The organism is Ruegeria halocynthiae, assembly GCF_000743705.1.
Lineage (GTDB): Bacteria > Pseudomonadota > Alphaproteobacteria > Rhodobacterales > Rhodobacteraceae > Ruegeria > Ruegeria halocynthiae_B.
This window is the reverse complement of sequence record NZ_JQEZ01000001.1, coordinates 677,956-702,400: the sequence shown is the minus strand read 5'-3', so window position 1 is coordinate 702,400 and position 24,445 is coordinate 677,956. Positions and strand designations below refer to the sequence as shown.

Here is a 24,445-nt window from a genome sequence, read left to right as displayed (position 1 = left end):
ATGGAGGACCTGACCTCCCCTTTGCACGATATTCGCGGCGTTGCAGACGCCGCGAATGGGCACGGTGACGATGCGTTGCTGCGGCAGTTCGCCGACGGCGATGCAGCGGCTGCGCGTGTGTTGACCGACCGCCTTGCGCCACGCAGTTTCTCGGTGGCTCTGCGGATGCTGGGCAATAAGGCCGAGGCCGAGGATGTAACGCAGGAGGCAATGATGCGACTGTGGCAAATGGCACCGAACTGGGTGTCCGGGCAGGCAAAGGTTTCAACCTGGCTGTATCGCGTTACGCTGAACCTTTGCGTGGATATGCGGCGCAAGAAATCGCCCGACAGGCTTGCCGACGTGCCCGAGCCAGAGGACGGTACGCGCAGCGCGGCAGAGCGAATGCAGGACGAAGCGCGCAAGGATGCGTTACAGACGGCCCTGTCGCAGTTGCCCGAGCGCCAGCGGCAAGCCGTTGTCTTGCGACATATCGAAGAATTGCCCAACCCCGAGATCGCCGGGGTCATGGGCATTTCGACAGAAGCGGTGGAAAGCCTGACCGCGCGTGGAAAGCGGGCTTTGACGGCGATACTGGCCGGACGGCGGGATGAGTTGGGGTATGACGATGGCTGAAAAAGACATGGAATTGGATCAGTTGCTGGCCCATGCGCGGCAAAACCGACCTGTGTTGCCGGATGATCTGGCCGTTCGTGTTCTGACGGATGCCGAAGCCGTTCGGCTTGAAAGGTTGCGTCCCCCACAACGCTCTCATTGGGCGCGATTGCTCGACAATGTCGCCGGTTGGCAAGGCATAAGCGGGCTGGTGGCCGCCGGCGTCGCAGGCGTCTGGATCGGCTTCGCCGCGCCGGATTTCCTGCCTGACCCGGCGACGTTTATCTATGTTCAGGACAGTGGTTATGTGGTCTCGGATCTAGGCCTGGATACAGTATTTTTGGAGGACGCGGAATGAGCGATGATCCCAAGCCAAAAGGACGTTGGATGCCGATCCTTCTGGCGGTGTCTCTGGCCCTGAATTTGTTGGTTGTGGGCGTGGCATTGGGCACGGCCTTCAGGGTCAAGGGCGGCCATCATGGCAAGGCGCCGCCCGGATTTGGATCGGCGCTGTACCGGGCCCTGCCCAAAGAGGATCGGGTGGCCCTGCGTCAGGAGTTGTCCGAACGGCATGTAAAGGGTTCAAAGCACCGATCGCAGGATTTCGACGCGCTTGGCACAGCCCTGCGGTCAGACCCTTTTGAACCGGAGGCCGTTCAGGTTCTCTTGCAGCAACAGGCGCAATCCATGGCGGATTTGCAGGTGGCCTTGCAGGAAGAATGGTTGGCCCGCATCACAGAGATGAGCGACGAAGAACGTCAGGTCTATGCCGACAGGTTAAAGGACGTGGTGCGTCGTGGCCCGCATCGGCGCAACAGGAAAAACTGATCACCTCAGGCGGCACAGGGTCTGACCCTGACCTGATTGCGGCCTGCCTTTTTTGCCGCGTAAAGCGCGTTGTCGGCTGACTTTATCAGCCCATCCAACGGTGTAGGTCGCAGCGATTGTGACGGGTCGTTGGGGTGGGATGAGATCAGCCCTATGCTGATTGTCACCGGCACCGACGCTGCACTGTCCGTCAGGTCGAACGGGCTCTGCCGGAACCGGTCGCATAGGGACTTGGCCACCCGCAAAGCGTTGGCTTGGGTGGTGTCAGATAGGCCGATCATGAATTCTTCCCCGCCGATCCGCGCGACAAAACCGGCTGAGCCGACGGCTTGTTTCATGCGCGTCGCCGCCTCGGTCAAAACCTGGTCGCCACCTGTGTGGCCGAACTTGTCGTTGATGGCCTTAAAGTGATCCAGATCGGCCAGCATGACCGCAAAACCGTGCCCGGATTGCGCAGATTGACGCAGAATCTGATCCATCGCGCGCATCGCATAGCGGCGATTGTACAGGCCGGTCAGGGGATCAACCCAGGATTCAGCAATCCCGCGCCGCAATGAGGCGCGCATCTGATCGACACGAGCCTTGCGGGCGATCTGATTTTCAAGCCGCAGCAGCGTTTCATCCGCGCAGAAACCGCCCATGCATATCGCGTCGGCCCCCCGATCCAGCGCTTCGGATGCGAGATCGGCGTTGTCATCCGCAAGCACGCCGATCAGTACCGTGCGCCTTGTGGTGCCGCGCGACTTTAGATCCGCCAATAGGTTCAGCCCCGACATATCGGCGTTGACCTCCATTACGATGGCGTCGGGGATCGGCCCGGACAACAGCCCCTGAAGGTTTGTCAGCGTATGGGCGGACAAGCGGTGCCGCGTGGTTTTCGACAGTGCCTTTTGCCACAAGGCCCCGGCGCGCGCAGACTGCGTCAGAACAGCCACATGGGCAGCTTTGGGCGCGGTGAGCAACGCCGGGGCAGGCTCCGAGAACCCGATCGGTTGCGACTCGTTCCCGACTTGCAAGTCCTGCGTATCCGCGCGAGTGCGCAACAGGCTGCGCACTCGCGCCAGCAAGAATGTGTCTTTGAAGGGATGCGCCAGAACATCGTCCAAACCATCAGCCAGCGCCTTTAATCTGGCGGCTCTGTCATTCTGCGGGGCAATGGCGACCACCGGCACGTCGATCAAGTCCGGGTCGGCCATGACCAGGCGTTTCACATCGGCGGCCGTGCCGTCTGGCAACGCCTGCGAGGTTAACACCAGATCGGGTCTGGCGCGCCGCAGCAGCCCGCCAAGACCCTGAAGTCTTTCGCCCTGAACGACGTGATACCACGCCGCTGTCAATTGCACCTTCAGCATGATGCGATTGGTCGAGGCCCCGTCGAGGACAAGGATGGTTCCCTGCACGGACATATCAGTCACCGTTGATTGCATGTGTTGTCAAAGTGTTTATGAGTCTGGTTAACAAACCCTTTCCAAGATCTGATCCGGGGCTTCTTTATGCCAATCTCCGCCCAATCCGCTGAAACTTTGGCCCTGAATGCCCTGGGGTGGCTGGTCGGGAATGAGGAATTGCTGCCGGTTTTTCTGGGATCGACCGGCGCATCAGCCGAAGACCTGCGCGACAGGGCCGCAGAATCCGAGTTTTTGGGGTCTGTGCTTGAGTTTTTGATGCTTGACGATTCGTGGGTCGTGGCCTTTTGTGACGCCAATTCTGTGCCGTACGATCTGCCGGGCCAAGCCCGCGCTGTCTTGTCCGGGGGTGCGGACGTTCACTGGACCTGATCCAATATACTAGCAGGAGCACATGATGCCCATTGACGCGATCTTGTTCGACAAGGATGGCACGCTGTTTGATTTTGCGGACACATGGGGCGCATTTGGTCGCAACTTACTGTTGCGCCTGTCACAAGGTGACCTGACGCGCGCCGCTAAGCTTGGGCATGTCATCGGCTTTGATCTGGAACAGGGCACCTATTCCGAGGACAGCATTGTCATCGCTGGCACTGTCGACGAAGTTGCTGCAGCGTTGGCTCCGCATTTTCCTGACATGCCGCGAGATGAGCTGATCGACCTGCTCAATGCGGAATCGGCCACTGCACCGCAGGCACCTGCAATACCGCTCGTGCCGTTTCTCGAACGCCTCAGGCAGTTGGGGCTAAAGCTGGGCGTGGCCACCAATGACGGGGAGATGCCCGCTTTGCAGCATCTGGAATCTGCAGGCATTCGGGATCATTTCGATTTTGTCGCAGGCTATGACAGCGGGCATGGGTTCAAGCCCGGCCCCGGTCAGCTTTTGGCTTTTGCCTCTCATGTCGGTGTCGATCCGGCGCGGGTTGCGATGGTTGGGGACAGCTTGCACGATTTACAGGCCGGTCGTGCCGCAGGAATGACCACAATCGGGGTGTTGACCGGGTTGGCACAGGCCGAAGCGCTTGCGCCCATGGCGGATGTCGTCTTGCCTGATATCGGACATATTCCCGATTGGTTGGTGAGGAATTGACCCCCTGAGGGCTGAATTCGGCGATCCGGGATAGAAAACCGACATAGCTTGTCGCAGACAGAGCGGCCAGTTACCCGACTTCGGGGCTTGCTTGGGGAAACGCAAGTTCCGGAGGGTCCAATGGCTGACACAAAATCTCGCAAACGCCGCGGCGGAGGGCGGGCCGGTGCCGCCGCGCGCAGAGGCAGCGCGGTGATCGACCAGATGCCCTGGAGCCCTCCGATCAATGTCGACCGGCCGACCGAGCCGCTGGACGAGGCCGGGATTGAGGCGATCCATGAAGGTGCCATGCGCATCCTCGAAGAAATCGGGGTCGAGTTCTATAACAAGGAAGCCATCGGAATTCTGCGAGAGGCTGGTTGTACCATCAAGGGCGACAATGTCCGGATGGGCCGCGATTTTGTCATGGAGATGGTGGCCAAGGCTCCGTCCCGGTTTTCGATCACCCCGCGCAACCCCGCGCGCAAGATCGAGATCGGGGGCAATAATATGGTCTTCGGGAACGTGTCGTCTCCGCCAAACTATTGGGACATGGAGATCGGCACCAAGGTTCCCGGCAACCGTGAAATGTGCCGGAACCTGTTGAAACTGACGCAGTATTTCAATTGCATTCACTTCGCGGGCGGCTATCCGGTCGAACCGGTCGATATTCACGCCAGCGTCCGCCATCTGGATGTTCTTTATGACAAGCTGACCCTGACCGACAAGGCGATGCATGCCTATTCGCTGGGCAAGGAGCGTGTCGAAGACGTGATGGAAATGGTGCGGATCGGGAGTGGCCTCAGCCATGACGAATTCGACGCTCATCCGCGCATGTATACCAACATCAATTCGACCTCGCCGTTGAAACATGATCACCCGATGATTGACGGGTGTTTGCGTCTGGCGCGGCGCGGGCAGGCGATTGTCGTAACGCCGTTTACGCTGGCCGGGGCCATGGCACCGGTGACGATGGCCGGGGCGGTGGCGCAATCACTGGCCGAGGCTTTGTGCGCAATAGCATTGTTCCAATACGTGCGCCCCGGGATACCCTGCGTGATCGGCACGTTTACATCGAATGTGGACATGAAATCCGGCGCACCGGCATTCGGTACACCGGAATACATGCGATCGACCCAGATGACCGGGCAAATGGCGCGGTTCTATGGCCTGCCGATGCGGTCATCAGGTGTGTGCGCCGCCAATGTGCCGGATGGGCAATCGGTGTGGGAGACGTCAAACTCCCTGTGGGCGGCAGTGCAGTCGGGCACGAATATGGTCTACCACGCTGCCGGATGGTTAGAGGGTGGCCTGATCGCCAGCCCTGAGAAATTCATCATGGATTGTGAGATACTTCAGCAAATTCAAAGATATATGCAGCCAGAGTTGACGGCCACGGGGCCTGATGAAATCGCATTGGACGCAATCCGCTCTGTCGGGAATGACGGGCATTTCTTTGGCATCCAGCACACTCAGGACCGGTACACCACAGCGTTTTACCAACCGTTCCTGAGCGATTGGAAAAACTATGAAGGTTGGGACGTGGCGGGTGGAATATGGACGGCTGAACGCGCCCATCACATGTTCAAGGAAATCATCACCAGCTTTGAACCCCCGGCGATGGATGAAGGGATCAGAGAAGAACTGGCTGAATTCGTAGCGCGCCGCAAAGCCGAAGGTGGCGCGCCGACGGATTTCTAGATTACCTCATGCGGGTTTCGCCTTGAAAATCTGCCGTTTTTTCCGTTTCGCATCGGGCATTTTGGCTTTTTGTTAAGGTTTGGTGGGCCAGACTAAGCAGGAAACCAATCTGGGGCTTTTCATGCATGGTCTGATCAACCGGGCGATACAGTCTTTTGTATGTGCGACCTATGGGCAATCTTGTTGGTTGCGCGTGACCGAGGTGGCTGAGCTTGGCTTTGTCGAGTTTGAGGCCATGCTTGTCTATGACGATGATCGAACCGCGCGGGTTTTGGATGCGCTGTGTACGCGGCTGAACCGGCCGAGGGCTGAAATACTTGAGGATCTGGGAACTTATCTGGTCTCGCATCCCAATATGGAGGATCTGCGCAGACTGCTGCGTTTCGGCGGTGTCACATATGTCGAATTCCTGCATTCCCTTGACGATCTGTCCGATCGGGTCAGGCTGGCGGTTTCGGATCTGAACCTGCCAGAACTGGAACTCAGAGAACTTACCCCAACAGAATATCAGCTGCATTGTCATCCGGGCCTGCCCGGATACTCCAGCGTTATGGTCGGGGTGCTGCGCGCCATGGCGGATGATTATGGCACTTTGGCGATCCTGTCGCATGACGGACAAAAGGGCACGGCAGAGGCTATTTCGATTGTGCTTGTGGAAAGCGCGTTTACCGAAGGGCGTCACTTTGATCTGGGGGCGCGTAAATCATGATTGAAACCAATGATCTGGCGGTTCTTCTGGAAACGTTGTGCCCCATGTTCGTGCTTGTGAACGAAGAAGGGCGCATAACATGTATTGGGCCGACATTGCAAAAGCTGCGCCCGGATCAACCGATGGCGGGCAAGTGCTTTCTGGATGTTTTCGAACTGCTGCGCCCTCGTTCCGTAACGACGATTGCGGGGCTGATGTCGTTGGCGGGGGGCAAATTACACCTGAAATTCCACGATGCGCCGCGCACGGCGCTCAAAGGTCTGATTGCCCCGTTGCCACACGGCAAGGGGGCGGTCATCAACCTGTCATTCGGCATTTCGATACTGGATGCTGTGCGCGACTATGCCCTGACCAGCGCGGATTTTTCGGGCACCGATCTGGCGATTGAACTGTTGTATCTGGTCGAAGCCAAATCCGCCGCGATGGAGGCCTCGCGGTCATTGAACCTGCGCTTGCAGGGGGCAATGTTGGCGGCCGAAGAACAAGCCTTTACCGATATATTGACCGGGTTGAAAAACCGGCGGGCGATGGATGTCTTCCTTGGGCATCTGGTCACGGGAAATTCCCCCTTTGCCCTGATGCATCTGGATCTGGATTTCTTCAAATCCGTCAATGATCGGTATGGCCATGCGGCGGGAGATTACGTTTTACAACAAGCCGCCCGCATCATGGTCGAGGAAACCCGGGGCGATGATACGGTCGCGCGTATCGGGGGGGATGAGTTTGTCATTATCTTCAAAGACCTGTCCGATGAAGCTGTCTTGTCGGCTGTTGCTGAACGTTTGATTGACAGATTGAAGACACCAATGGTGTTCGAAGGGAACAGATGCCGGATATCGGCAAGCATCGGGACCGCGCTGTCTACCCAATTCTCGCGGCCGGACCCTGCCAAAGTCCTGCACGCTGCAGATATGGCCCTGTATGAGGCCAAGAGGAAGGGGCGATCCTGTCACTGTCTTTTTTCAGCACTCGAAGGCTCGGGGCAGGAACGCACAGCCCCTGCGACGTCATCGGAATAAGGCAGCTTGGGTCATGATGCCGGGAAGTTTTCCGACCCATGCATTCGGTGCCTCAGCCCCTCAGGGTTTCCCGGGTCCTTACCTACCGGATCAAATGCCTATTGGGTTAAGACGTCTTGAAGGCCTGACACAGGGTCGCGGCTATGTGGCTTTTGACCTGCGGCAATTCTCCGACAACTGGCATCACCTTTCCGGTAAAGCCTGCCTGATTCAGGGCTTGCGGCACATCCTCAAGAACATGGCCTCCGGTGCAGGCGAAAAAGGGCAGGCAAAGCGCTTGAGCCCTGAGATCGGATGCGGCGTCGGCAATGGATGGGGGTTCCTCGACAAATCCCAGGTGCATCGAGCCGAATGTCAGGTGTTGCGCCAACGCCGTCGCGAAACCTTGAGCAACAGCCGAAGGGTTGCGGCTGCGGCCGGAACCATGGGCGGCCAGGATCAAATCCGTCGCGCTGGCGTCCCATTGGTTTTCTGCCAGCGTGTCCTGCAACGCGTCGGCAACCAATGCCGGCAATTCAACGTCGACACCCAGCGGGTCGAGAATCCGAAGCGACCGATCGCCCAGCCGTTTCGGAAGCGCACTGGTAACGAACCAGCCCTTGGCCATGAATAGCGGGTAAATCACGGTGTCACGGGGCAGTCTCTGCAAGCTGTCCTCAAGTGCGCCGGGTGAGGCCAAGGTTGCTGCGCTGACATTGATCCCATCGCATTGCACGTCGACTTCGGCGGCGTAAGCGGCCAACGCGGCCTCGGCCGGGGCCGGGGCCGAAGGTTGACCATGGGCGACAATAAGGGCGTGCGGCATTTGAACTGTCCTGTTGGTTGCCCGATAGGTGTCTTCTGACAGGTTAAAGTCAATCCATGATCTGAAAACCTTAACCTAACAAGGTCAGCCACAACCAGACCGTCAGGATAGATGCGGCTGTTCCGATCAGCACGGACGAGGCCGCAATCCGTTTGGCCCGGCCATACATGTTGGCAAAGATATAGGCATTGAAGCCCGGGGCCATTGCCGCATTCAGAACGCCCGAGCGGAACAGATCCTGCGGCAGGCCGACCGAGGTGCCAAACAGCCAGACAAGGCTGGGGTGCAGCATCAAGGACACGCAACACACAAACGCAATGGCGCGCAGGTCGCCTTCGGGTTTGTATTTGACCAGCACACCACCCAGTGCAAACAGGGCGCCGGGCAGGGCTGCGCGGGTCACAAGGCCAAGAGCCTCGTCCACAACCGCAGGCATACCAACCCCGGACAGGTTGACGATGAACCCCAGCGCGATGCCAAGGATCAGCGCGTTGCGGAACATCGCGGACAGGACCGAGCGAACCATGCGTGCCCCGCCGTGACCGCGATTTCGGATCACCTCCATCACCGTGATGCCGACGCCGTAGCAAAACGGCGAATGAAAGGCGATAATCGCATAGTTCCCAGTCAGGTTTTCGGGGCCATAGGCGCGTTCGGTAATGGGCAGGCCCAGCAGAACTGTGTTTGAGAACAGGCAGCAGAACCCGATGGCAACGCAGTCCTCCCACTCCCGTCCGAAAATCAGGCGCGCGCCGAACAACCCGGCGGTAAAGCACAATGCGGCGGCGGTATAGAAGCTGACCAGCAGCCGGGGGTCGAAACTGGCGCTCAGGTCCAGATTTGAGATTGCCAGAAATAACAGGCAGGGAATTGCGAACCCTTGGGTGAATCTCATCAGCCCGTCTATGTGATTTTCCTTGAAGTACCCCAGACGGGTCGAGGCATAGCCCGCACCGATCACAAGAAAAACCGGCAGGATGACGTCGATCAGGTTTTGCAGCATGTCAGCGCCCCGCAGGCTTTGGTATCGCATGCCGTGCGGACAGGGTCTTATACCGCCTGATGGATCACCATGCCATCATAGGCCGGGGTGATGTGGTCGTCGGTTTCGGCGTCAACCGTGGCATAGTCGAGGTCGATATGCATGTTGGTCAGAACCGCGCGTTTGGGGTGCAACTGCTCAATCCAGGCCAAGGTTTTTTCCAGATGCGCGTGCGTCGGATGCGGGGACCGGCGCAGGGCGTCGATCACCAGACAGTCCAACCCCTCTAACAGCGGCCAGGCGTCGTCATAGATTTCCGCGACATCTGGCAGATAGGCAAGTTTGCCCATCCGGAACCCCAGCGAGTCGATTGCCCCGTGATTGACCTTGAACGGATGAAACGGGATCGGGCCGCCGGGGCCGTTGATCTCGAACGGGCCGTCGATGGATTTCAGCTCAAGGATTGGCGGATAAGGCGAACCTTCGGGTTGAATGAATGCGTATCCGAACCGGCCCAGCAGGGCGTTTTGTGTGTCGCCGTCGGCCCAGACGGGCACCCGCTCTTTCATATTGAACACGATCATGCGCAGATCGTCGATCCCATGGACATGGTCGGCGTGCGAGTGGGTATAGACCACACCATCCAGCCGCCCGGTTCCGCTGTCCAGCAACTGGCTGCGCATGTCGGGCGTGGTGTCGATCAGAACCGATGTGGTGCCCTCGGGACCATCGCGTTCAACCAGCATCGAGCAGCGGCGGCGGTTATTTCTGGGATTATTCGGATCGCACGCCCCCCAATGCCTGCCCAACCGGGGCACGCCGCCAGAGGACCCGCAACCAAGGATGGTACAGCGCAATTCGGTCATGCAGCCGCCTTGTAGGTCGCGGCCTTGGTAAACAGCCGGTCGAAATTGGCCTGAGTTTGGGTGGCGAAATCGGCATAGTCCAATCCGAACACCTCAGCCCCTTTGCGGGCAGTGTGGGCGGTGTAGGCGGGCTCGTTCCTTTTGCCGCGATAGGGAGGCGGGGCCAGATAAGGCGCGTCGGTTTCCACCAGAATGCGGTCGACCGGGGCGCTGGCAAAGATATCGCGCAGGTCCTGGCTTTTGGGAAAGGCGGCGATGCCGGACATGGACAGATAAAACCCCAGATTCAGCGCCGCATTGGCCAATTCCGCAGAAGACGAAAAGCAATGCATGACACAGGAATAGGGCGCGTTGCGGTATTCTTCGGCCAGAATGCGGGCCATATCATCGTCCGCCGCGCGGGCATGGATAATCAGCGGCAGGCCGGTACGCTGGGCGGCCTCGATATGAATACGCAGCGATTGCTTCTGAACTTCGGCGCTGTCGGCGGTATAGTGATAATCCAGCCCGGTTTCACCGATGCCCACGAATTTGGGGTGCTGCGACAGGGCGATCAGCTCATCCACCGTGGCCAAAGGCTCGTCCGCGGCACTCATGGGGTGGGTGCCAGCGGCGTAGAACACGGGCGCGTGGGCCTCGGCGATGGCACGGACGGTTGGTTCGTTGCGCAAACGAGTGCAGATCGTGACCATACGGGTCACACCGGCCTCGGTGGCGCGGGAGATGATCTCGTCCAACTGCCCGTCGAAATCGGGAAAGTCCAGATGGCAATGGCTGTCGGTAATAGTGGGGGTGTCGATCATCTGCCCTGACCCGAAGTTTCCTGTATCTTGAACACCGTATCTAGGACCAGAGCGGCAGGGTCAAGATTGACCGCCTGCCCATGGCGCGCGCGCGCGGTGATCACGGCGGCGGCTTCGGCCCAGCGGCGGGCCTGCTGCGGTGATCCGGATAGACGGGTCAGGGTTTCTGCCTCGTTCGGGGCGGCCTCGGGTGACAGGGGTGCACCGGTCGCACCGGTCAGGGCAAGCCGAGACAGGGCGACGTCGATCAGGGTTAGCAGCAGCTCGAACCGCTCCGCCGCGCCGCGCTGGGCGGCGGCTTCGGCCAGTGCCAGCGCGCGTTGCCGATCCATGCGGGGCAGGGTGCCCAGAATGGCGATCAGCTCGGCATAAATCTCAAGCCCGCCCAGGTTGATCAGGCGGACGGCGTCACCTACGGACCCTGCGGCAAGGGCTGCCAGATGATCGGTTTGCGCGGGCATTTCCGCACCTGCCTGTGCCAATGCCGATTGCATATCCTCGGGGCCAAGCGGGGACAGGCGCAGGGTCCGGCACCGGGATCGGATCGTCGGCAGCAAACGCGACGGCTGATGCGACACCAGCAGCAGCGTTGTTCGGGCCGGTGGTTCTTCGAGCATCTTCAAAAGCGCGTTGGCCGCGCTGATGTTCATCTCATCCGCCGAATCCACGATGACCACCCGTCTGCCCCCATCGGCAGAAGACAAGCCAAAGAACTTTCCAAGCTTGCGGATATCATCAACAACGATTTCGCCCCGCAGCCGCCCCTGATCGTTCACCGATCTGGTAATGGCGGCAAGACCCGGTTCAGCGCCCGCCTGAATACGATGCGCGACGGGATGATCTGGGGCGATGTCCAGCGTTTCGGGCGGCGGGGGCGCACCGAACAGGCCATCATCCTCGACCGCTGGCGTCGCCAGCAAAAACCGTGCAATGCGCCAGGCCAGCGTCGCCTTGCCCACGCCACGCGGACCGGTCAGCAGCCAGCCGTGATGCAGTCTGTCTGAGGTATAGGCGCTCAGAAACGCTTGTTCGGCCGGGGGCTGTCCGAACAGGTGCGGCGTCTCGCGCGGGTGGGGTGCGCCGGGGGCCTGATCTGGGGCTGGGATGTCGTCGCTCATCGCAAAGCCTGCGTGACGATGTCTGTCACATCCCGCGCCACGCTGTCCATATCCCGGTTGCCATCAATGACCCGGAACCGATCCGCGAACTCATCGGCAAGCGTTAGAAAGCCCGCGCGCATCTTTTGTTGCAGGTCCAGGCCGAAATCCTCGAACCGTTCTTCGGTTCCCTGACGTCCCTTGGCGCGGGCCAGGCCGGTTTCCGGGTCCATGTCTATCAACACGGTCAGGTCGGGTTCGCGCCCGATCATCAGCCGGTGCAACTGGTCCACCAACCCGCGCAGATCACCGCGCGACAGGCCCTGATACATGCGGGTGCTGTCGGCGAAACGATCGCAGATCACCACTTTGCCAGCCGCCAGCGCCGGTTCGATGGTGCGCTCCAGATGATCGCGGCGCGCGGCGGTGAACAGCAGGATCTCTGTCTCGGCCGACCAGCGGTCGGGGTCGCCTTCCAATACCAGACTGCGGATTTCTTCGGCCCCGGCCGAGCCGCCGGGTTCGCGGGTCAGGACGACGTCGTGCCCCAGGTTGCGCAAGTGATCCGCCAGCAGGCGCGCCTGCGAGGATTTGCCTGATCCGTCAATGCCTTCGAAGGTCAGAAACAACCCGGGTCTTGTCACAATGCGTCCAGCGGATTGCCGATCACGTCGGTCAGAACGATACCGCCCACGGTCATCATGCGAACAACGAACCCCCCGGCGGGGACGCTTTCAGCGGCCAGCAAAGGGCGCCGTATTTCGGGCAGGCCGTCGGGCTTGATGACCAACTCGGCCAGTTGCTGCCCTTTTTCGATGGGCGCGTTGACGGGGCCGTCATAGACAACCTCGGCCTCGATATCCTTGTCGCCCAACACGGGGAACAGCAGGTTCAGGTCTTCTTCGGGCACCAGGCCTACGTTTTTTTGTGCCCCCATCCAGACCTTGGCTTGGGCTATCGGCGTGTCGGCGTTGGCAACTGTCCTCTCGACAAAATTACGAAACGACCAGTTAACCACGGCCTCAGCCTCCTCTGCGCGACGGGCGGTGCTGTCGAGCCCCGAGAGGACAAAGATCACCCGGCGATCACCCTGCTTGGCCGAGCCGACAAGGCCATACCCGGCCTCTTGCGTGTGGCCGGTTTTCAGGCCATCGGCCCCGATGCCCAGCTTCAGCAGCGGGTTGCGGTTGCGAGAGTTGGACGGCGCGCGGCCATCGAATTCAAAGACTTCCTCGGCAAACAGGGGATAGTATTCCGGAAAATCCGAGATCAGCCGGTTGGCCAGAATGGCCAGATCATGAACGGACATCATATGCCCGGCTGCGGGCCAGCCGTTAGAATTGGCGAAATTAGAATTATCCATTCCCATTTGCTGCGCGCGCTGGGTCATATAACGGGCAAATCCCGCCTCGGTCCCATCAGGGCTGAGCGCCTCGGCGACCACCACACAGGCGTCATTGCCCGACAGAACAATGATGCCCCGCAGCAAATCTTCGACCCGGACGCGATCTTGCGTGTTCAGGAACATGGTCGAGCCACCATAACTCATGGCGTGCTCTGAAACCGGTAACGTTTCATCCAGTGTCAGGCGCCCGTCGCGCAGCGCCTCGAAGGTGACATACAATGTCATGAGCTTGGACATTGACGCAGGCGGCAGCGGCTGATCCGCGTCCTTGGACAGCAGGACCGTGCCGGTCGTCTGGTCCATCACGTAAGCCGCGCGGGCGTTGGTATCAAAGGCGTGTGCGGGCAGGGCAAACAGCGCCAGCCCGAGGGTCAAAACAGATGATCGCAGTGAGGACAGCACGGGGGCCTCCTTTGTTTCAGTTTTTGACGGTGAACGCGTCGGTAAATCCAAGGTCCTTGACGTCGTTATGAATGGCGTTGCGTTCTGATCGGGTCGATGCGGGGCCTACCAAAACGCGCCAGACCAGTTTGTCATCTTTCTTCAGCTCGCGCACGTTGGCAGGTAAACCGTTTCTTCTAATCTTGTCAGCCGCGCTTTTGGCGTTGGCTTCGACATTGTAGGTTCCGACCTGCACAAAGGGTTTGCTGAGTGATGACGTGGCTGCCGCACCAGCGGCAACCGGGGTGGGTGCGGTGGCTTCGATGGCCGCCGCTGCGCCTGCTATCGGGTCAAGGGGCGTTTCGGTAATTTCGTTCCGTGGCTTCTTTTGCCACCACTTCCGCTTGGCCGGTTTTTCCGCAGGCGCTGTAACGTCAGGGTCCGACAAGGTGGGGGCAGGGGTCACGCGCGCCGCCGTTTCGGCCACGTTTTCGGCGGCTGCCTCTGCCTCTGCTACTGATGCGGTTGCGTCAGCGACCGGGGCGGTTGCCGCGACGGCTGCAGTTGCGCCAGTTGCGGCCACGGGTTTTTTCTTTTGCCACCATTTCCGCTTGGCCGGTTTTTCCGTTTCGGTCACGGGGGCATCTGCTGCATCAGTTTGTGGCTTTGCATCCACCGCCGCAGGCGTTTCGTTCTTGGCGTCCGCTACGATTTCGGGTTCCGGGGTCGCCTCAGGCTCCGCGGGCTTTTGTTCAACTTGTTTGCGCCGCAAGGCGATGACCTGAACCTTGGTTGGTGCACCTGCAAGTATGCCCAGCTTTTCAGCGGCGGCTGAGGACAATTGCAACGCGGGTCCGGGCAGGTTTCTTTCGCGGCGGAACAGCGCGCCGTTGATCGTCTTCTTGTTGGTGGTGTTCTTGATGACAACACGCTCGGGCTGTGTCACGTCCGGGTGCGCCACCCAGATGCCACCCAGCGACGGGCGACCATCCCACAATCCGGCTTCGGTGACTTCAAAGACGTCCGGCGCTTCGACCGAGGCTTGCTTGTTGTTGGAAAAATCCGGAAAAAGCTCGATCTTGCCGTCATTCCCGGCGTCATCTTGTTCGGCTTCTGCTGAAACACCATCGGGTGACAATGTTTCGTCGCAGCCTGCCAGAACTACCAACGCCACGGCCAGAACCGCCAACGATCGCGGATTCACGCGTGTCTCAGTCGCTCGTTTCATTTTGTCATCCCTTGCCTGAAGGGCCTCGTTTCCTGAGCCCTGCCGCCGATCGCCGGTTCTGTTTTGCCGGACTGCTACGGTCTTTCCCGCAGATCATAACGTGGGCAAGGTGCCATGGAAAGACCGCTGCGCATGCCTCGGCAAGATTTCCCTATTTGCTCTTGCCACCGTTTCCACTTGGCCTTAGACCCGGCCCCACGCGGGGAGGTGGCAGAGTGGTCGAATGCGGCGGTCTTGAAAACCGTTGAACGTGAGAGCGTTCCCAGGGTTCGAATCCCTGTCTCCCCGCCACTCATACCAATCGTAAATTCCGATCAGAATGCCCGCGCAAGGTCGTGCCCCGCGCCCCTCCCGTTGTCCAGGCAAGGCGCAGGCGCGCCGGATTACACCGATAGTTTCTGGGTGCTGGTGGTGGCAAGGGCTTCTGCAAAGGTTAGCAGGCGCTGATTGTTTTCGTCCCAAAGATGCAGCTTTGCACAGGCCAAGCTTTCAACAAGGGTGATGCGCTGGCAATCGTCCAGTTCGGCATAATCCCGCAGAACTTCGTTAAGCCGGTAAAAGGGAATTCGACTGGCAAGGTGATGAACGTGGTGCACGCCGATATTGCCGCTGAGCCAACGCAGAATACCGGGCAAGGCATAGTGCGAGCTGCCGTAGAATGCTGCGTTCTGAAGGTTCCACCCTTCTTCCCGTTCCCAGGTCGTGTGTTCGAATTGGTGCTGAATGTAAAACAGCCAGATGCCGATTGATGAGGCCACTGTCAGGGTCGGAACGAAGACAAACGCCAACACTTCCCAGCCGCCGACCCAGTAAATCAAGGCCGCAATCGCCACAAGCGCGGCGTTGGTTCCCATAGCGCTGATCCAGTACAGCTTGCCCGAGCGCATAAGTCCAAATGGCAGACGGTTTTGCACGAAGAACACATAGGCGGGCACAATGCCAAACAAGATTACCGGATTTCTGGTCAGCCGATATGCGGCCCGTCCAAGCCAATTTCGGTTCAGGTATTCTTTTACGGTCAGGGTGGGGATGTCGCCCATTCCGCGCCGGTCAAGGTTCCCGGTCGAGGAATGGTGGATCGCATGGGTTTGTCGCCAGACATCATAGGGGGTGATGGTCAGAACGCCCAGAACCCGGCCTGTCCAAGTACAGGCGGTGCGGCTTTTGAAGTAAGATCCGTGACCGCAGTCGTGCATGATGATGAATAGCCGTACCAGGAAAAAGCCATTCACGATGGCCAGTGGAATTGCGATCCATAGGCTGAAGGACAGCGCAAACCACGCAGCGCCCCATAGGGCAAACAATGGCACGACCGTGACAATCAATTCGAAAATACTGCGTCCGGTGTCGGGCACGCGATACTGCGCGAGCGCTCGGGTCCATTCCTGAGGTTGCACGTCAAATTTCTCCGAAGGCACTTGTATTTAGGGGGTATCACGTAAGACGGGCACCCTTGCGAGTGCCCGTATCAGGTTCAGGCGAGGGCCAGATTCGAGGCGCTTTCGCGTCCGTCACGACCGGCTTCAACGTCGAAAGTGACCTTTTGGCCGTCTTTCAGTTCGTTGATCCCGGAACGCTCAAGCGCCGAAATGTGCACGAATATGTCGCGCTTGCCATCTTCGGGCTCGATAAAGCCAAAGCCTTTGGTTGAGTTGAACCACTTTACGGTGCCATTTGCCATGGTCGTCGTCTCCTGATCTATACCACCCGCAGTATGCGGCGGTTCGGCACGGTCGGTCTGAATCGAAAGACTGAACGCCGAGTTTGGGAGACAGCAGGTCGAAAAAGAAAAACGTTAGCGGTGCCTATTTGGTCTGCTTATGCCCGTGAGACAAGCCCTGATATTGTGAAGAAGGCAAAATCTCACAATTTATTTAGGCGAAAACGTGGGGGCAAAGACAAAGCGGAGCAGGGAAACGGCCCGTGCTGTTTCGGTTTCGAAAGGGGCTGCGACCCATAACAACGGAACGGTTCAGCGGGCTTGCCCATTGTGCATCCGGGTGAAGCTCATGGAAATATGAGCCCGCTGGATAAGTGCAGCAGCGTGCATATCGCCAAGTTCCAGGGCGGCCATGATATCGTCGATCTCTCGGTCGAATACTTGAACCTCGTCGCTCAGGTCGATGACCGAGGCAAACACCGATTTCAACCAGATCCGCGTGGTCTGAAAGTACAGGCGTTCCGATATTTCGCGAAGCGGCTCGTTGTCCGTCAGTTTCAATAGCGCCAGAAAGAAATCCATGTTGAGCTGCGCAAAAGCGCGTGGTTCGGCAGCATCGAGCAGGTGTTTGGACCGCCGGGACAGGGCGCGGAAGTCATCCATGAGCCTGTCATCGGGCGCTTTCGGTGACAGCTTCCCGGTCAATTCGGCCAGTTCCATGCGCAAAAGGTAAGTTTGCGTCAGCTCCTCAATCTCGGCATCTGTCACAAACGTGCCAACGCCTTGCACCGATTGCAGCAGGCCCTCGCCCTCAAGCCGAACCAGAACCCGCCGCAACGGGGTGCGGGACACGCCGAATTCATCAGCCAGCTCAATCTCGGACAACCGCATTCCGGGGGAATAGTCCAGCAGGCAAATCCGGTTACGGATTTCGTTGTGCAAACGTTCGAACCGATCGCGGGCCTTGAAATCCGAATTGTCCGTATTGAGAGGATTCACGATATCAATCCTTGGTTTGACCCATATTGTTTTACTCAACCCGCAGCGTTGCGATACGAATAGAGAGCAGACACATCCCACACCTGTCGCGGGGTGAGCCGTGGGCTAGACAAGTTTCGCGGACAACCGCCCCAACATGTCAAGGCATTGCGCCATCTGATCGACCGAGACGTATTCGTCCGGTTTGTGCGCCTGATCAATCGAGCCGGGTCCGCAGACAACAACGCTCATACCCAGGCCCTGAAAAATACCGGCTTCGGTGCCAAAGGGCACCACATCGGCACCGTTGGCCCCGGTCAGTTCCATCACCAGATCACGGGCCGCGTTTTCGTCCATCGGCTCCAATCCGTCGACTTCACCGATCACTTCGGTCTTGATGTTTGCGTCCGCGTGAACCGCCTGCATGGCCGGGATCAGGGTATGGGCGCAATACCGGTGCATCTGGTCCTTGACGTAATCCGCATCCGTCATTTGAACCGGGCGCATTTCCCACTCGACCCGCGCCTTGCCGGGGATAACGTTATGGGCCACTCCGCCGATCAGTGCGCCGGTGTTGATCGTTGTCCAAGGGGGCTCGAACCGGCTGCTGGCTGGTGCCCGCCCTTGCAGGGCCATCTTCAACTCCAACAGTTTCGAGACATAGCGCACGGCGTATTCCACCGCGTTCACGCCTTGATCCGGGCCTGACCCGTGCCCTTCCAGCCCGGTGAAATGGGTGGTGTATTCGTAACAGCCCTTGTGCCCTTCGATGATGCGCATCGAAGTCGGCTCACCAATGATCGCAACGGCGGGCTTGATCCCCTTTTGCCGCAGGGTGTCAGCCAGCGCACGCGCGCCGAAACAGCCGATTTCTTCGTCATAGGTAAAGGCAAAATGCACCGGACGCTGCAAGTCCAGCTGCGCATACTGCCGCGCCATGACCACGGCGGCGGCGATGAAACCTTTCATGTCACAGGTGCCGCGTCCGAACCACTTGCCGTCCTTTTCATCCATGACAAAGGGGTCAGATAACCAATCCTGATCGGCCACGGGCACCACGTCGGAATGACCCGACAGCACGATGCCGCCATCGCGCTTTGGCCCAAGCGTCGCGAAAAGGTTGGCCTTGGTTCCGGTTTCGTCATGCCATATCTCGACCTCGGCGCCGCAATCGGCCAGCCGGGCCGCAAGGTGGCCGATCATATCAAGATTGCTGACCGATGAGACGGTGGCAAAGCCGATCAACTCGGTCAGCAGGGTTCTGGTGTCTTCGAGGACGTCCAAGATTTAGTCCTTGATAAAGAGCTTGCGCTCGACATTGCACAGGGCTTCGGCGGGTCCGTTTTCGGTGATGACGATCGTTTCGGTCGTCTCAAGTCCCCAGTCGTCCAGCCACAGGCCGGGCATAAAGTGAAAGGTCATGCCCGGCTGCAGGACAGTTTCATCGGTTGGGCGGATTGATACGGTCCGCTCGCCCCAGTCGGGCGGATAGCTGAGGCCGATGGGATAGCCGCAGCGCCCGCCGCGGTCGATGCCAACCTTGGCCAGTTCACCATTCAGCGCCTGGGCGATATCGCAGGCGCGGTTGCCTGCTCGGGCGGCCTCCAGCCCAGCCTCAAGCCCCGCAGTCAGGGCTTCGGATGCGTCCAGCATGTTCTGCGGCGGTTTGCCCAGAAAGACAGATCGGCACAGCGGGGCGTGATAGCGACGATAGCAACCGGAAAGCTCGAAAAAGGTGATCTCACCGGCCTTCATTTCATTGCCGTTCCACGTCAGATGCGGCGCTGTGGCGTCGATACCGGATGGCGTCAGCGGCACAATGGCCGGATAGTCGCCCCAGTCACCATCCACTCCGGTGATGCCTGCGTGAAAGATATCGGCCACCAGTTCGTTCTTGAGAACGCCCGGTTCGGCCTTTTCCAACCCGACCCGCACGATCTTTTCCGAGATTTTGGCGGCTTTGCGGATGAATGCCATCTCCTCGTCGGACTTTACGCCGCGTTGCCAATTTACCAGGGCGGTTGCATCCACCATCGTGGCGCCGGCCAGTTCCGTACTTAGCACTGCGTGAGCCTTGGCCGAGTAATAATAATTCTCCATCTCGACGCCGATCCGGGCGTTTTCAAATCCCAGCGCCCTGAGGTGCCCGGCAAGGTCTTCCATCGGGTGGCAGGTGGTGGACTGGATGTATCGGTCGGCATAGCCCAGTACCTTTTCATCCTCCATCCAGACGGTGCGGCGGGCACCGTTGGCGTCCTGAATGCGGCCCCACCACAGGGGGTCGCCCTCATGGCTCAGAATCACACCTTGATGCACATAGAAAGACCAGCCGTCATAGCCGGTCAGCCAGGCCTGATTTGACGGATCGGTGGCGAACAGAACATCAATACCGGCCGCGACCATTGCCTGCCGGGTCTTTGCGATCCGGCGGTCGTATTCCGCTTTGCTGAATGGGGTGTGTTCAATAGGCATGAGGTCCTCGCGGTCTATAGCTGAGTTGGGGGCCGTGCAGGACAATCCGATCAGCTTGTATACATGTGCATTCGTTTCGAATCTGGCGGTATGATTAGCTACGAAATTCGACCTGTCAAAGGGCAATTTTGCTGTTTTCCCAAGGCGCGACAGTTGACTTGGGTATTGCCTGTGCAATGTTGTGCACAACATGCCGTCTAAATGCGATGAGTGGACCGAATGATGCACATGACCCTCGCTGATATCCTCAGTGCCCGGCACAGGATTCGGGGTGTGGCGGATAACACGCCTTTCATCCCATCGCCCTTTATGTCGGCCGTGGCTGGTCATGACTTTTTGATGAAGATGGAAAGCATGCAGCCCGTCGGTGCCTTTAAGCTGCGCGGTGCCATGTCGGCGGTCATGGCCTTGCCGGACGACGTGCGCGGCGTGACCTGCTGTTCTACAGGCAATCACGGGCGCGGCGTTGCGTTTGCCGCCAACAGGCGCGGCATCAAAGCGGTGATCTGCATGTCCGAACTGGTGCCGCAGGCCAAGGTCGATGGGATCAGGGAGCTTGGCGTGGACGTGCGTATCATCGGTACGACGCAGGATCAGGCCATGCACGAAAGCCAGAGATTGTGCGCGGCTGAGGGGTTGGTCGAAATCTCGCCGTTTGATGATCCACAGGTGATTGGCGGACAGGGGACCATCGGTCTGGAAATGCTTGAGGCACGTCCTGATCTGGACATGATCCTGGTGCCGCTTTCGGGTGGCGGGCTGGCCGCTGGCGTTGCAACGGCGGCCAAGGCGATCAATCCGGATGTGCAGGTCATCGGCATCACCATGGAACGCGGCGCGGCCATGTATGAAAGCATCCGTGCGGGCAAGCCGGTTGAGGTGTCGGAGTATTCCTCTTTGGCCGACAGCCTGGGCGGTGGGATCGGTCTGCAGAACCGGCTGAGCTTTCCCATCTGCCGCGATCTGCTGGACGACACGGTTCTGGTCACCGAAGACGAAATCCGCCACGCAATGCAGGTGATGTTTTACGAGGACCGTATCGTCGCCGAGGGGGCATCAGTGGTCGGGCAGGCCGCGATGCTGGCGGGCAAGCTGCCGCAACCAAAGGGCCCAGTCGGCACCATCGTCACCGGCCGCAATCTGGACATGCCGACATTCGCCAAAATCGTGACCGGTCAGGACCTGAGGATCGGTGACCTCAAGATAAAAGGGACCCCATATGGCGCATGACATCCAGATCGTGACCGAGGCCCAGTTGAAAGAGGTCGTAAGGCTGGACCTGACCGCCGTGGATGTGGTGGAGCGGGCCTTTGTCGCGCTGGCATCCGGCAAAGTGGTGATGCCGCCGATATTGTCCATGGACCTGCCCGAGGTGAACGGCGAGGTGGATGTGAAAACCGCCTTTATCCCCGGCTTTGACGGGTTCGCCATCAAGGTGTCGCCGGGGTTTTTCGACAACCCGGCGCTGGGTTTTTCCAGCCTGAATGGCCTGATGATCCTGTTTTCCGCCAAGACGGGGCTGGTGCAAAGCCTGTTTCTGGACAACGGCTATCTGACGGACATACGCACCGCTGCTGCTGGCGCTGTGGCCGCCCGGCATCTGGCACCGGAAACGGTTGACACCGCAGGGGTGATCGGAACCGGGGTTCAGGCGCGTTTGCAGATGATCGCGGCCCATCTGGTACGCCCCTTCAAACAGGTTCTGGTGCACGGTCGCGACGCGGATAAGGCCGCCGCTTGTGCCACCGATCTGGCGTGTCAGTTGGGGGTTGAGGCCAAAGCCGTGACCGATCCATCCGAACTGGTTGCCCGCTCGCAGCTGGTTGTCACCACTACCCCTGCGCGTGAGCCGGTGTTGCAGGCTGAATGGCTTCACCCCGGGCTGCACGTCACCGCCATGGGATCGGATCAGACTGGCAAGAATGAGATTGACCCCGCCGCGCTGAACGCAGCAGATGCCTATATCTGCGACAATGTCAGCCAGTGTCAGGTGTCGGGCGAGTTGGAGGCAGCTATGGCGGCTGGTCTATGGGTGAACAAGACACCAGCCGAACTGGGCGAAGTGATAACGGGTGCAAAAACCGGGCGGGCCTTTTCCGAGGCTGTGACCATTTGCGATCTGACCGGAACCGGCGCTCAGGACACTGCGATTGCCACCCATGTGCGCCAGCGCTTTGGCAAGGCCGGGACGATCATACAGGCGTAAGGAGCATCGCCATGTCTAATGACCTGATTTTGGATGTGGGGTCGGTGCATCGAGTTGGAAAGCTGTAATGCGGTTGGATGAACGCGATATTCAGATCCTGTCTGTCCTTACACAGGACGGTCGGATCACCAAGGCGGCCCTGGCCGACAAGATCGGCCTGTCGCCCACTCCTTGTTGGGAGAGGTTGAGGAAACTGGAAAAGGCGGGCCTGATCGAAGGTTACGGCGCACGCATCAACCTCAGAAAGCTGGCACCCCATGTGACCGTCTTTGTCTCGGTTGAAATCACCGACCACACTGCGGCCAGCTTCCGCGCTTTTGAGGCCGCAATGCAACGGTATGATGAGGTAGTGGCGTGTTGGGCGCTGGGCGGCGGGTTCGACTATTTGTTGCAAATCGTCACCCGCGACATTGAGGCCTATCAGCAATTGATCGACGAGATGCTGGACGCCCGCATCGGGCTGAGCCGGTATTTCACCTATATCGTGACGAAACCGGTCAAGGGCGTCGGAAGACCCCCATTCGAGGTGTTGTTGCAGCCCTAGACTGGTTTGATCCTGCTGTGGCAGAGGAATCCTCTGCCGGATGGCGCGAATTCAGACGTTCCTTCCGGGGAGGATATGGAAATTTGCAGCCAATACTCTGGAGGACTGTGATTTTAGGGGCAGGGGGCCAAGGCAATGCAACCAGTCTGCTTGTGGGGCGGTCAGCTGTGGCCGTTGCAATGGCAGCTCTGTCCTTGGAAAGCGACGATCAGATCGCCAGAGGCATGGAAAGGTTTATTAGAATCAAGTACGTCTGCCAAAACCGGGCGTGATCCCGTACGGATGAGAAAGGAAAACAATGCTGAAGAATGACCAACTCGATCAATGGGATCGTGAGAACTTTTTTCACCCGTCGACCCATCTGGCGCAGCACGCCCGTGGCGAAAGCCCGAGCCGTGTGATCAAAACCGCCTCGGGTGTCTTTATCGAAGACCGCGACGGCAACAGGTTGCTGGATGCTTTTGCGGGCCTGTATTGCGTGAACGTCGGCTATGGCCGTCAAGAGATCGCCGATGCCATCGGCGAACAGGCCAAGGAACTGGCCTATTATCATTCTTATGTGGGCCACGGGACCGAAGCGTCGATCACCCTGTCCAAGATGATTCTGGACCGCGCGCCCGCGAATATGTCCAAGGTCTATTTTGGCCTTGGCGGCTCGGACGCGAATGAGACCAACGTCAAACTGATCTGGTACTACAACAACATTCTGGGTCGTCCCGAGAAGAAGAAAATCATCTCGCGCTGGCGTGGGTATCACGGGTCGGGTCTGGTGACAGGGTCCCTGACCGGGCTGGAACTGTTCCACAAGAAATTCGATCTGCCAGTCGATCAGGTTATCCATACCGAGGCCCCTTATTATTATCGTCGGGACGATCTGGATCAGACCGAAGAGCAGTTTGTGGCCCATTGCGTCGCCGAGCTTGAGGCGCTGATCGAACGTGAAGGTGCCGACACCATCGCTGCATTTATTGGTGAGCCGGTTCTGGGCACTGGCGGCATCGTGCCGCCGCCTGCGGGCTATTGGGACGCCATTCAGACGGTGCTGAAAAAGCACGACATCCTGCTGGTGGCCGACGAAGTCGTCACCGGTTTCGGCCGTCTCGGCACCATGTTCGGTAGCGCACATTACGGGATCGAACCGGATATCATCACCATCGCCAAAGGGCTTACGTCGGCCTACGCGCCGCTGTCCGGTTCGATTATCTCAGACAAGGTCTGGAAAGTGTTGGAACAGGGCACCGATGAAAACGGCCCCATCGGGCACGGTTGGACCTATTCGGCGCACCCCATCGGTGCTGCGGCGGGGGTTGCCAACCTTAAGCTGATTGATGATCTGAACCTGGTTTCGAACGCGGCAGACGTCGGGGCCTATTTGAATCGGACGCTGGCTGAGGCGCTGGCCGATCACCCCCATGTCGGGGACGTGCGTGGCGAAGGCATGTTGTGCGCCGTCGAATTTGTAAAGGACAGGGACAGCCGAACCTTCTTTGATGCGGCTGACAAGATCGGCCCGCAGGTCTCTGCCAAACTGTTGGATCAAAGCCGGATCATCGCCCGTGCCATGCCGCAGGGTGACATTCTGGGTTTTGCGCCGCCCTTCTGCCTGAGCCGTGAGGAAGCCGATCAGGTGGTGGCCGGGACTGTTCAGGCCGTCGAGACGGTTCTGGGCTGACATTGTTTGATATCAACGCA

26 protein-coding genes and 1 tRNA gene are annotated in these 24,445 nt (G+C 59.1%); 13 read left to right on the top strand and 14 right to left on the bottom strand.

The genetic code is table 11. From position 1 onward, the window contains the following. The 3 genes from JT51_RS03390 to JT51_RS03380 are packed head-to-tail and all read left to right on the top strand — an operon-like array spanning nucleotide 1 to nucleotide 1,422. Complete coding sequence (locus JT51_RS03390; RefSeq protein WP_037307807.1) at nucleotides 1-615, top strand: RNA polymerase sigma factor; 615 nt, start codon at nucleotides 1-3, stop codon at nucleotides 613-615. Then, nucleotides 608-952, top strand: a complete 345-nt coding sequence (locus tag JT51_RS03385) for a hypothetical protein (RefSeq protein ID WP_037309401.1) — start codon at nucleotides 608-610, stop codon at nucleotides 950-952. The genes JT51_RS03390 and JT51_RS03385 overlap by 8 nt, the downstream gene beginning before the upstream one ends. Then, nucleotides 949-1,422, top strand: coding sequence for a periplasmic heavy metal sensor (locus tag JT51_RS03380; RefSeq protein WP_037307804.1), 474 nt, complete (start codon nucleotides 949-951; stop codon nucleotides 1,420-1,422). Before JT51_RS03385 ends, JT51_RS03380 begins: the two co-directional genes overlap by 4 nt. A gap of 5 nt (nucleotides 1,423-1,427) precedes the next feature. Here the strand turns inward: JT51_RS03380 and JT51_RS03375 are convergent, their stop codons facing one another. Further along, complete coding sequence (locus tag JT51_RS03375) at nucleotides 1,428-2,828, bottom strand: diguanylate cyclase (protein ID WP_051927432.1); 1,401 nt, start codon at nucleotides 2,826-2,828, stop codon at nucleotides 1,428-1,430. Between the two features lie 87 nt (nucleotides 2,829-2,915). Here JT51_RS03375 and JT51_RS03370 point away from each other — a divergent pair, with 87 nt between their 5' ends. The 5 genes from JT51_RS03370 (at nucleotide 2,916) to JT51_RS03350 (ending at nucleotide 7,326) form a co-directional block, all read left to right on the top strand. Beyond that, the gene (locus JT51_RS03370) at nucleotides 2,916-3,200 is read left to right on the top strand and encodes a DUF3572 domain-containing protein (RefSeq protein ID WP_037307803.1); all 285 of its coding nucleotides are present in this window, start codon (nucleotides 2,916-2,918) and stop codon (nucleotides 3,198-3,200) included. 25 nt (nucleotides 3,201-3,225) lie between these two features. Beyond that, a complete protein-coding gene (locus JT51_RS03365; RefSeq protein WP_037309395.1) occupies nucleotides 3,226-3,918 on the top strand; it encodes an HAD family hydrolase in 693 nt (230 codons plus the stop codon). Between the two features lie 120 nt (nucleotides 3,919-4,038). Continuing rightward, the gene (locus JT51_RS03360; RefSeq protein ID WP_037307802.1) at nucleotides 4,039-5,598 is read left to right on the top strand and encodes a trimethylamine methyltransferase family protein; all 1,560 of its coding nucleotides are present in this window, start codon (nucleotides 4,039-4,041) and stop codon (nucleotides 5,596-5,598) included. 121 nt (nucleotides 5,599-5,719) lie between these two features. After that, on the top strand, nucleotides 5,720-6,307 hold the full coding sequence (locus JT51_RS03355; RefSeq protein WP_037309392.1) for a heme NO-binding domain-containing protein: 588 nt from the start codon (nucleotides 5,720-5,722) through the stop codon (nucleotides 6,305-6,307). Then, complete coding sequence (locus tag JT51_RS03350; protein ID WP_037307801.1) at nucleotides 6,304-7,326, top strand: GGDEF domain-containing protein; 1,023 nt, start codon at nucleotides 6,304-6,306, stop codon at nucleotides 7,324-7,326. Before JT51_RS03355 ends, JT51_RS03350 begins: the two co-directional genes overlap by 4 nt. 106 nt (nucleotides 7,327-7,432) lie before the next feature. On the opposite strand, the gene JT51_RS03345 is transcribed toward JT51_RS03350, so the two are convergent. From JT51_RS03345 to JT51_RS03310, 8 genes are all read right to left on the bottom strand, one after another. Next, on the bottom strand, nucleotides 7,433-8,131 hold the full coding sequence (locus JT51_RS03345) for a CbiX/SirB N-terminal domain-containing protein (RefSeq protein ID WP_037307800.1): 699 nt from the start codon (nucleotides 8,129-8,131) through the stop codon (nucleotides 7,433-7,435). Between the two features lie 70 nt (nucleotides 8,132-8,201). Further along, complete coding sequence (locus JT51_RS03340; protein ID WP_037309388.1) at nucleotides 8,202-9,134, bottom strand: AEC family transporter; 933 nt, start codon at nucleotides 9,132-9,134, stop codon at nucleotides 8,202-8,204. Nucleotides 9,135-9,181: 47 nt separating this feature from the next. Next, nucleotides 9,182-9,979 (bottom strand): MBL fold metallo-hydrolase, encoded by a 798-nt coding sequence (locus JT51_RS03335; RefSeq protein ID WP_037307797.1) that lies wholly within the window; start codon nucleotides 9,977-9,979, stop codon nucleotides 9,182-9,184. Then, on the bottom strand, nucleotides 9,976-10,782 hold the full coding sequence (locus JT51_RS03330) for a TatD family hydrolase (protein WP_037307794.1): 807 nt from the start codon (nucleotides 10,780-10,782) through the stop codon (nucleotides 9,976-9,978). The genes JT51_RS03335 and JT51_RS03330 overlap by 4 nt, the downstream gene beginning before the upstream one ends. After that, nucleotides 10,779-11,900, bottom strand: a complete 1,122-nt coding sequence (locus JT51_RS03325; protein ID WP_037307792.1) for a DNA polymerase III subunit delta' — start codon at nucleotides 11,898-11,900, stop codon at nucleotides 10,779-10,781. Before JT51_RS03325 ends, JT51_RS03330 begins: the two co-directional genes overlap by 4 nt. Beyond that, a complete protein-coding gene (gene tmk / locus JT51_RS03320; RefSeq protein ID WP_037307790.1) occupies nucleotides 11,897-12,523 on the bottom strand; it encodes a dTMP kinase in 627 nt (208 codons plus the stop codon). The genes JT51_RS03325 and tmk overlap by 4 nt, the downstream gene beginning before the upstream one ends. Next, a complete protein-coding gene (locus JT51_RS03315; protein WP_037307788.1) occupies nucleotides 12,520-13,686 on the bottom strand; it encodes a D-alanyl-D-alanine carboxypeptidase family protein in 1,167 nt (388 codons plus the stop codon). Before JT51_RS03315 ends, tmk begins: the two co-directional genes overlap by 4 nt. 16 nt (nucleotides 13,687-13,702) lie before the next feature. Beyond that, entirely contained in the window at nucleotides 13,703-14,893 is a 1,191-nt protein-coding gene (locus JT51_RS03310) for an SPOR domain-containing protein (protein WP_037307786.1), read from the bottom strand. 201 nt (nucleotides 14,894-15,094) lie between these two features. Between JT51_RS03310 and JT51_RS03305 the strand changes: the two genes are divergently transcribed. Continuing rightward, nucleotides 15,095-15,184, top strand: a tRNA-Ser gene (locus JT51_RS03305). A gap of 92 nt (nucleotides 15,185-15,276) precedes the next feature. Here JT51_RS03305 and JT51_RS03300 read toward each other — a convergent pair. From JT51_RS03300 to JT51_RS03280, 5 genes are all read right to left on the bottom strand, one after another. After that, the gene (locus JT51_RS03300; RefSeq protein WP_081894585.1) at nucleotides 15,277-16,290 is read right to left on the bottom strand and encodes a fatty acid desaturase; all 1,014 of its coding nucleotides are present in this window, start codon (nucleotides 16,288-16,290) and stop codon (nucleotides 15,277-15,279) included. 77 nt (nucleotides 16,291-16,367) lie between these two features. Continuing rightward, nucleotides 16,368-16,574: a cold-shock protein gene (locus tag JT51_RS03295; protein WP_037307782.1), complete on the bottom strand. Its 207-nt coding sequence runs from the start codon at nucleotides 16,572-16,574 to the stop codon at nucleotides 16,368-16,370. A 291-nt stretch (nucleotides 16,575-16,865) separates the two neighbouring features. Beyond that, nucleotides 16,866-17,552 carry a GntR family transcriptional regulator gene (locus JT51_RS03290; protein WP_037307779.1) on the bottom strand — a complete coding sequence of 229 codons (687 nt, stop codon included), beginning with the start codon at nucleotides 17,550-17,552 and terminating at the stop codon, nucleotides 16,866-16,868. A 105-nt stretch (nucleotides 17,553-17,657) separates the two neighbouring features. Next, the gene (gene argE, locus JT51_RS03285) at nucleotides 17,658-18,815 is read right to left on the bottom strand and encodes an acetylornithine deacetylase (protein ID WP_037307769.1); all 1,158 of its coding nucleotides are present in this window, start codon (nucleotides 18,813-18,815) and stop codon (nucleotides 17,658-17,660) included. Between the two features lie 3 nt (nucleotides 18,816-18,818). Next, the gene (locus JT51_RS03280) at nucleotides 18,819-20,003 is read right to left on the bottom strand and encodes a M24 family metallopeptidase (protein WP_037307766.1); all 1,185 of its coding nucleotides are present in this window, start codon (nucleotides 20,001-20,003) and stop codon (nucleotides 18,819-18,821) included. 228 nt (nucleotides 20,004-20,231) lie between these two features. Here JT51_RS03280 and eutB point away from each other — a divergent pair, with 228 nt between their 5' ends. From eutB to JT51_RS03255, 4 genes are all read left to right on the top strand, one after another. Continuing rightward, complete coding sequence (gene eutB / locus JT51_RS03275) at nucleotides 20,232-21,233, top strand: hydroxyectoine utilization dehydratase EutB (RefSeq protein WP_327284418.1); 1,002 nt, start codon at nucleotides 20,232-20,234, stop codon at nucleotides 21,231-21,233. Next, the gene (locus JT51_RS03270) at nucleotides 21,223-22,209 is read left to right on the top strand and encodes a cyclodeaminase (RefSeq protein ID WP_037307764.1); all 987 of its coding nucleotides are present in this window, start codon (nucleotides 21,223-21,225) and stop codon (nucleotides 22,207-22,209) included. Before eutB ends, JT51_RS03270 begins: the two co-directional genes overlap by 11 nt. Nucleotides 22,210-22,276: 67 nt before the next feature. Then, nucleotides 22,277-22,753: an Lrp/AsnC family transcriptional regulator gene (locus tag JT51_RS03265; protein ID WP_037307762.1), complete on the top strand. Its 477-nt coding sequence runs from the start codon at nucleotides 22,277-22,279 to the stop codon at nucleotides 22,751-22,753. Between the two features lie 298 nt (nucleotides 22,754-23,051). Beyond that, nucleotides 23,052-24,425, top strand: a complete 1,374-nt coding sequence (locus tag JT51_RS03255; RefSeq protein ID WP_037307756.1) for an aspartate aminotransferase family protein — start codon at nucleotides 23,052-23,054, stop codon at nucleotides 24,423-24,425. Nucleotides 24,426-24,445: the final 20 nt, after the last annotated feature.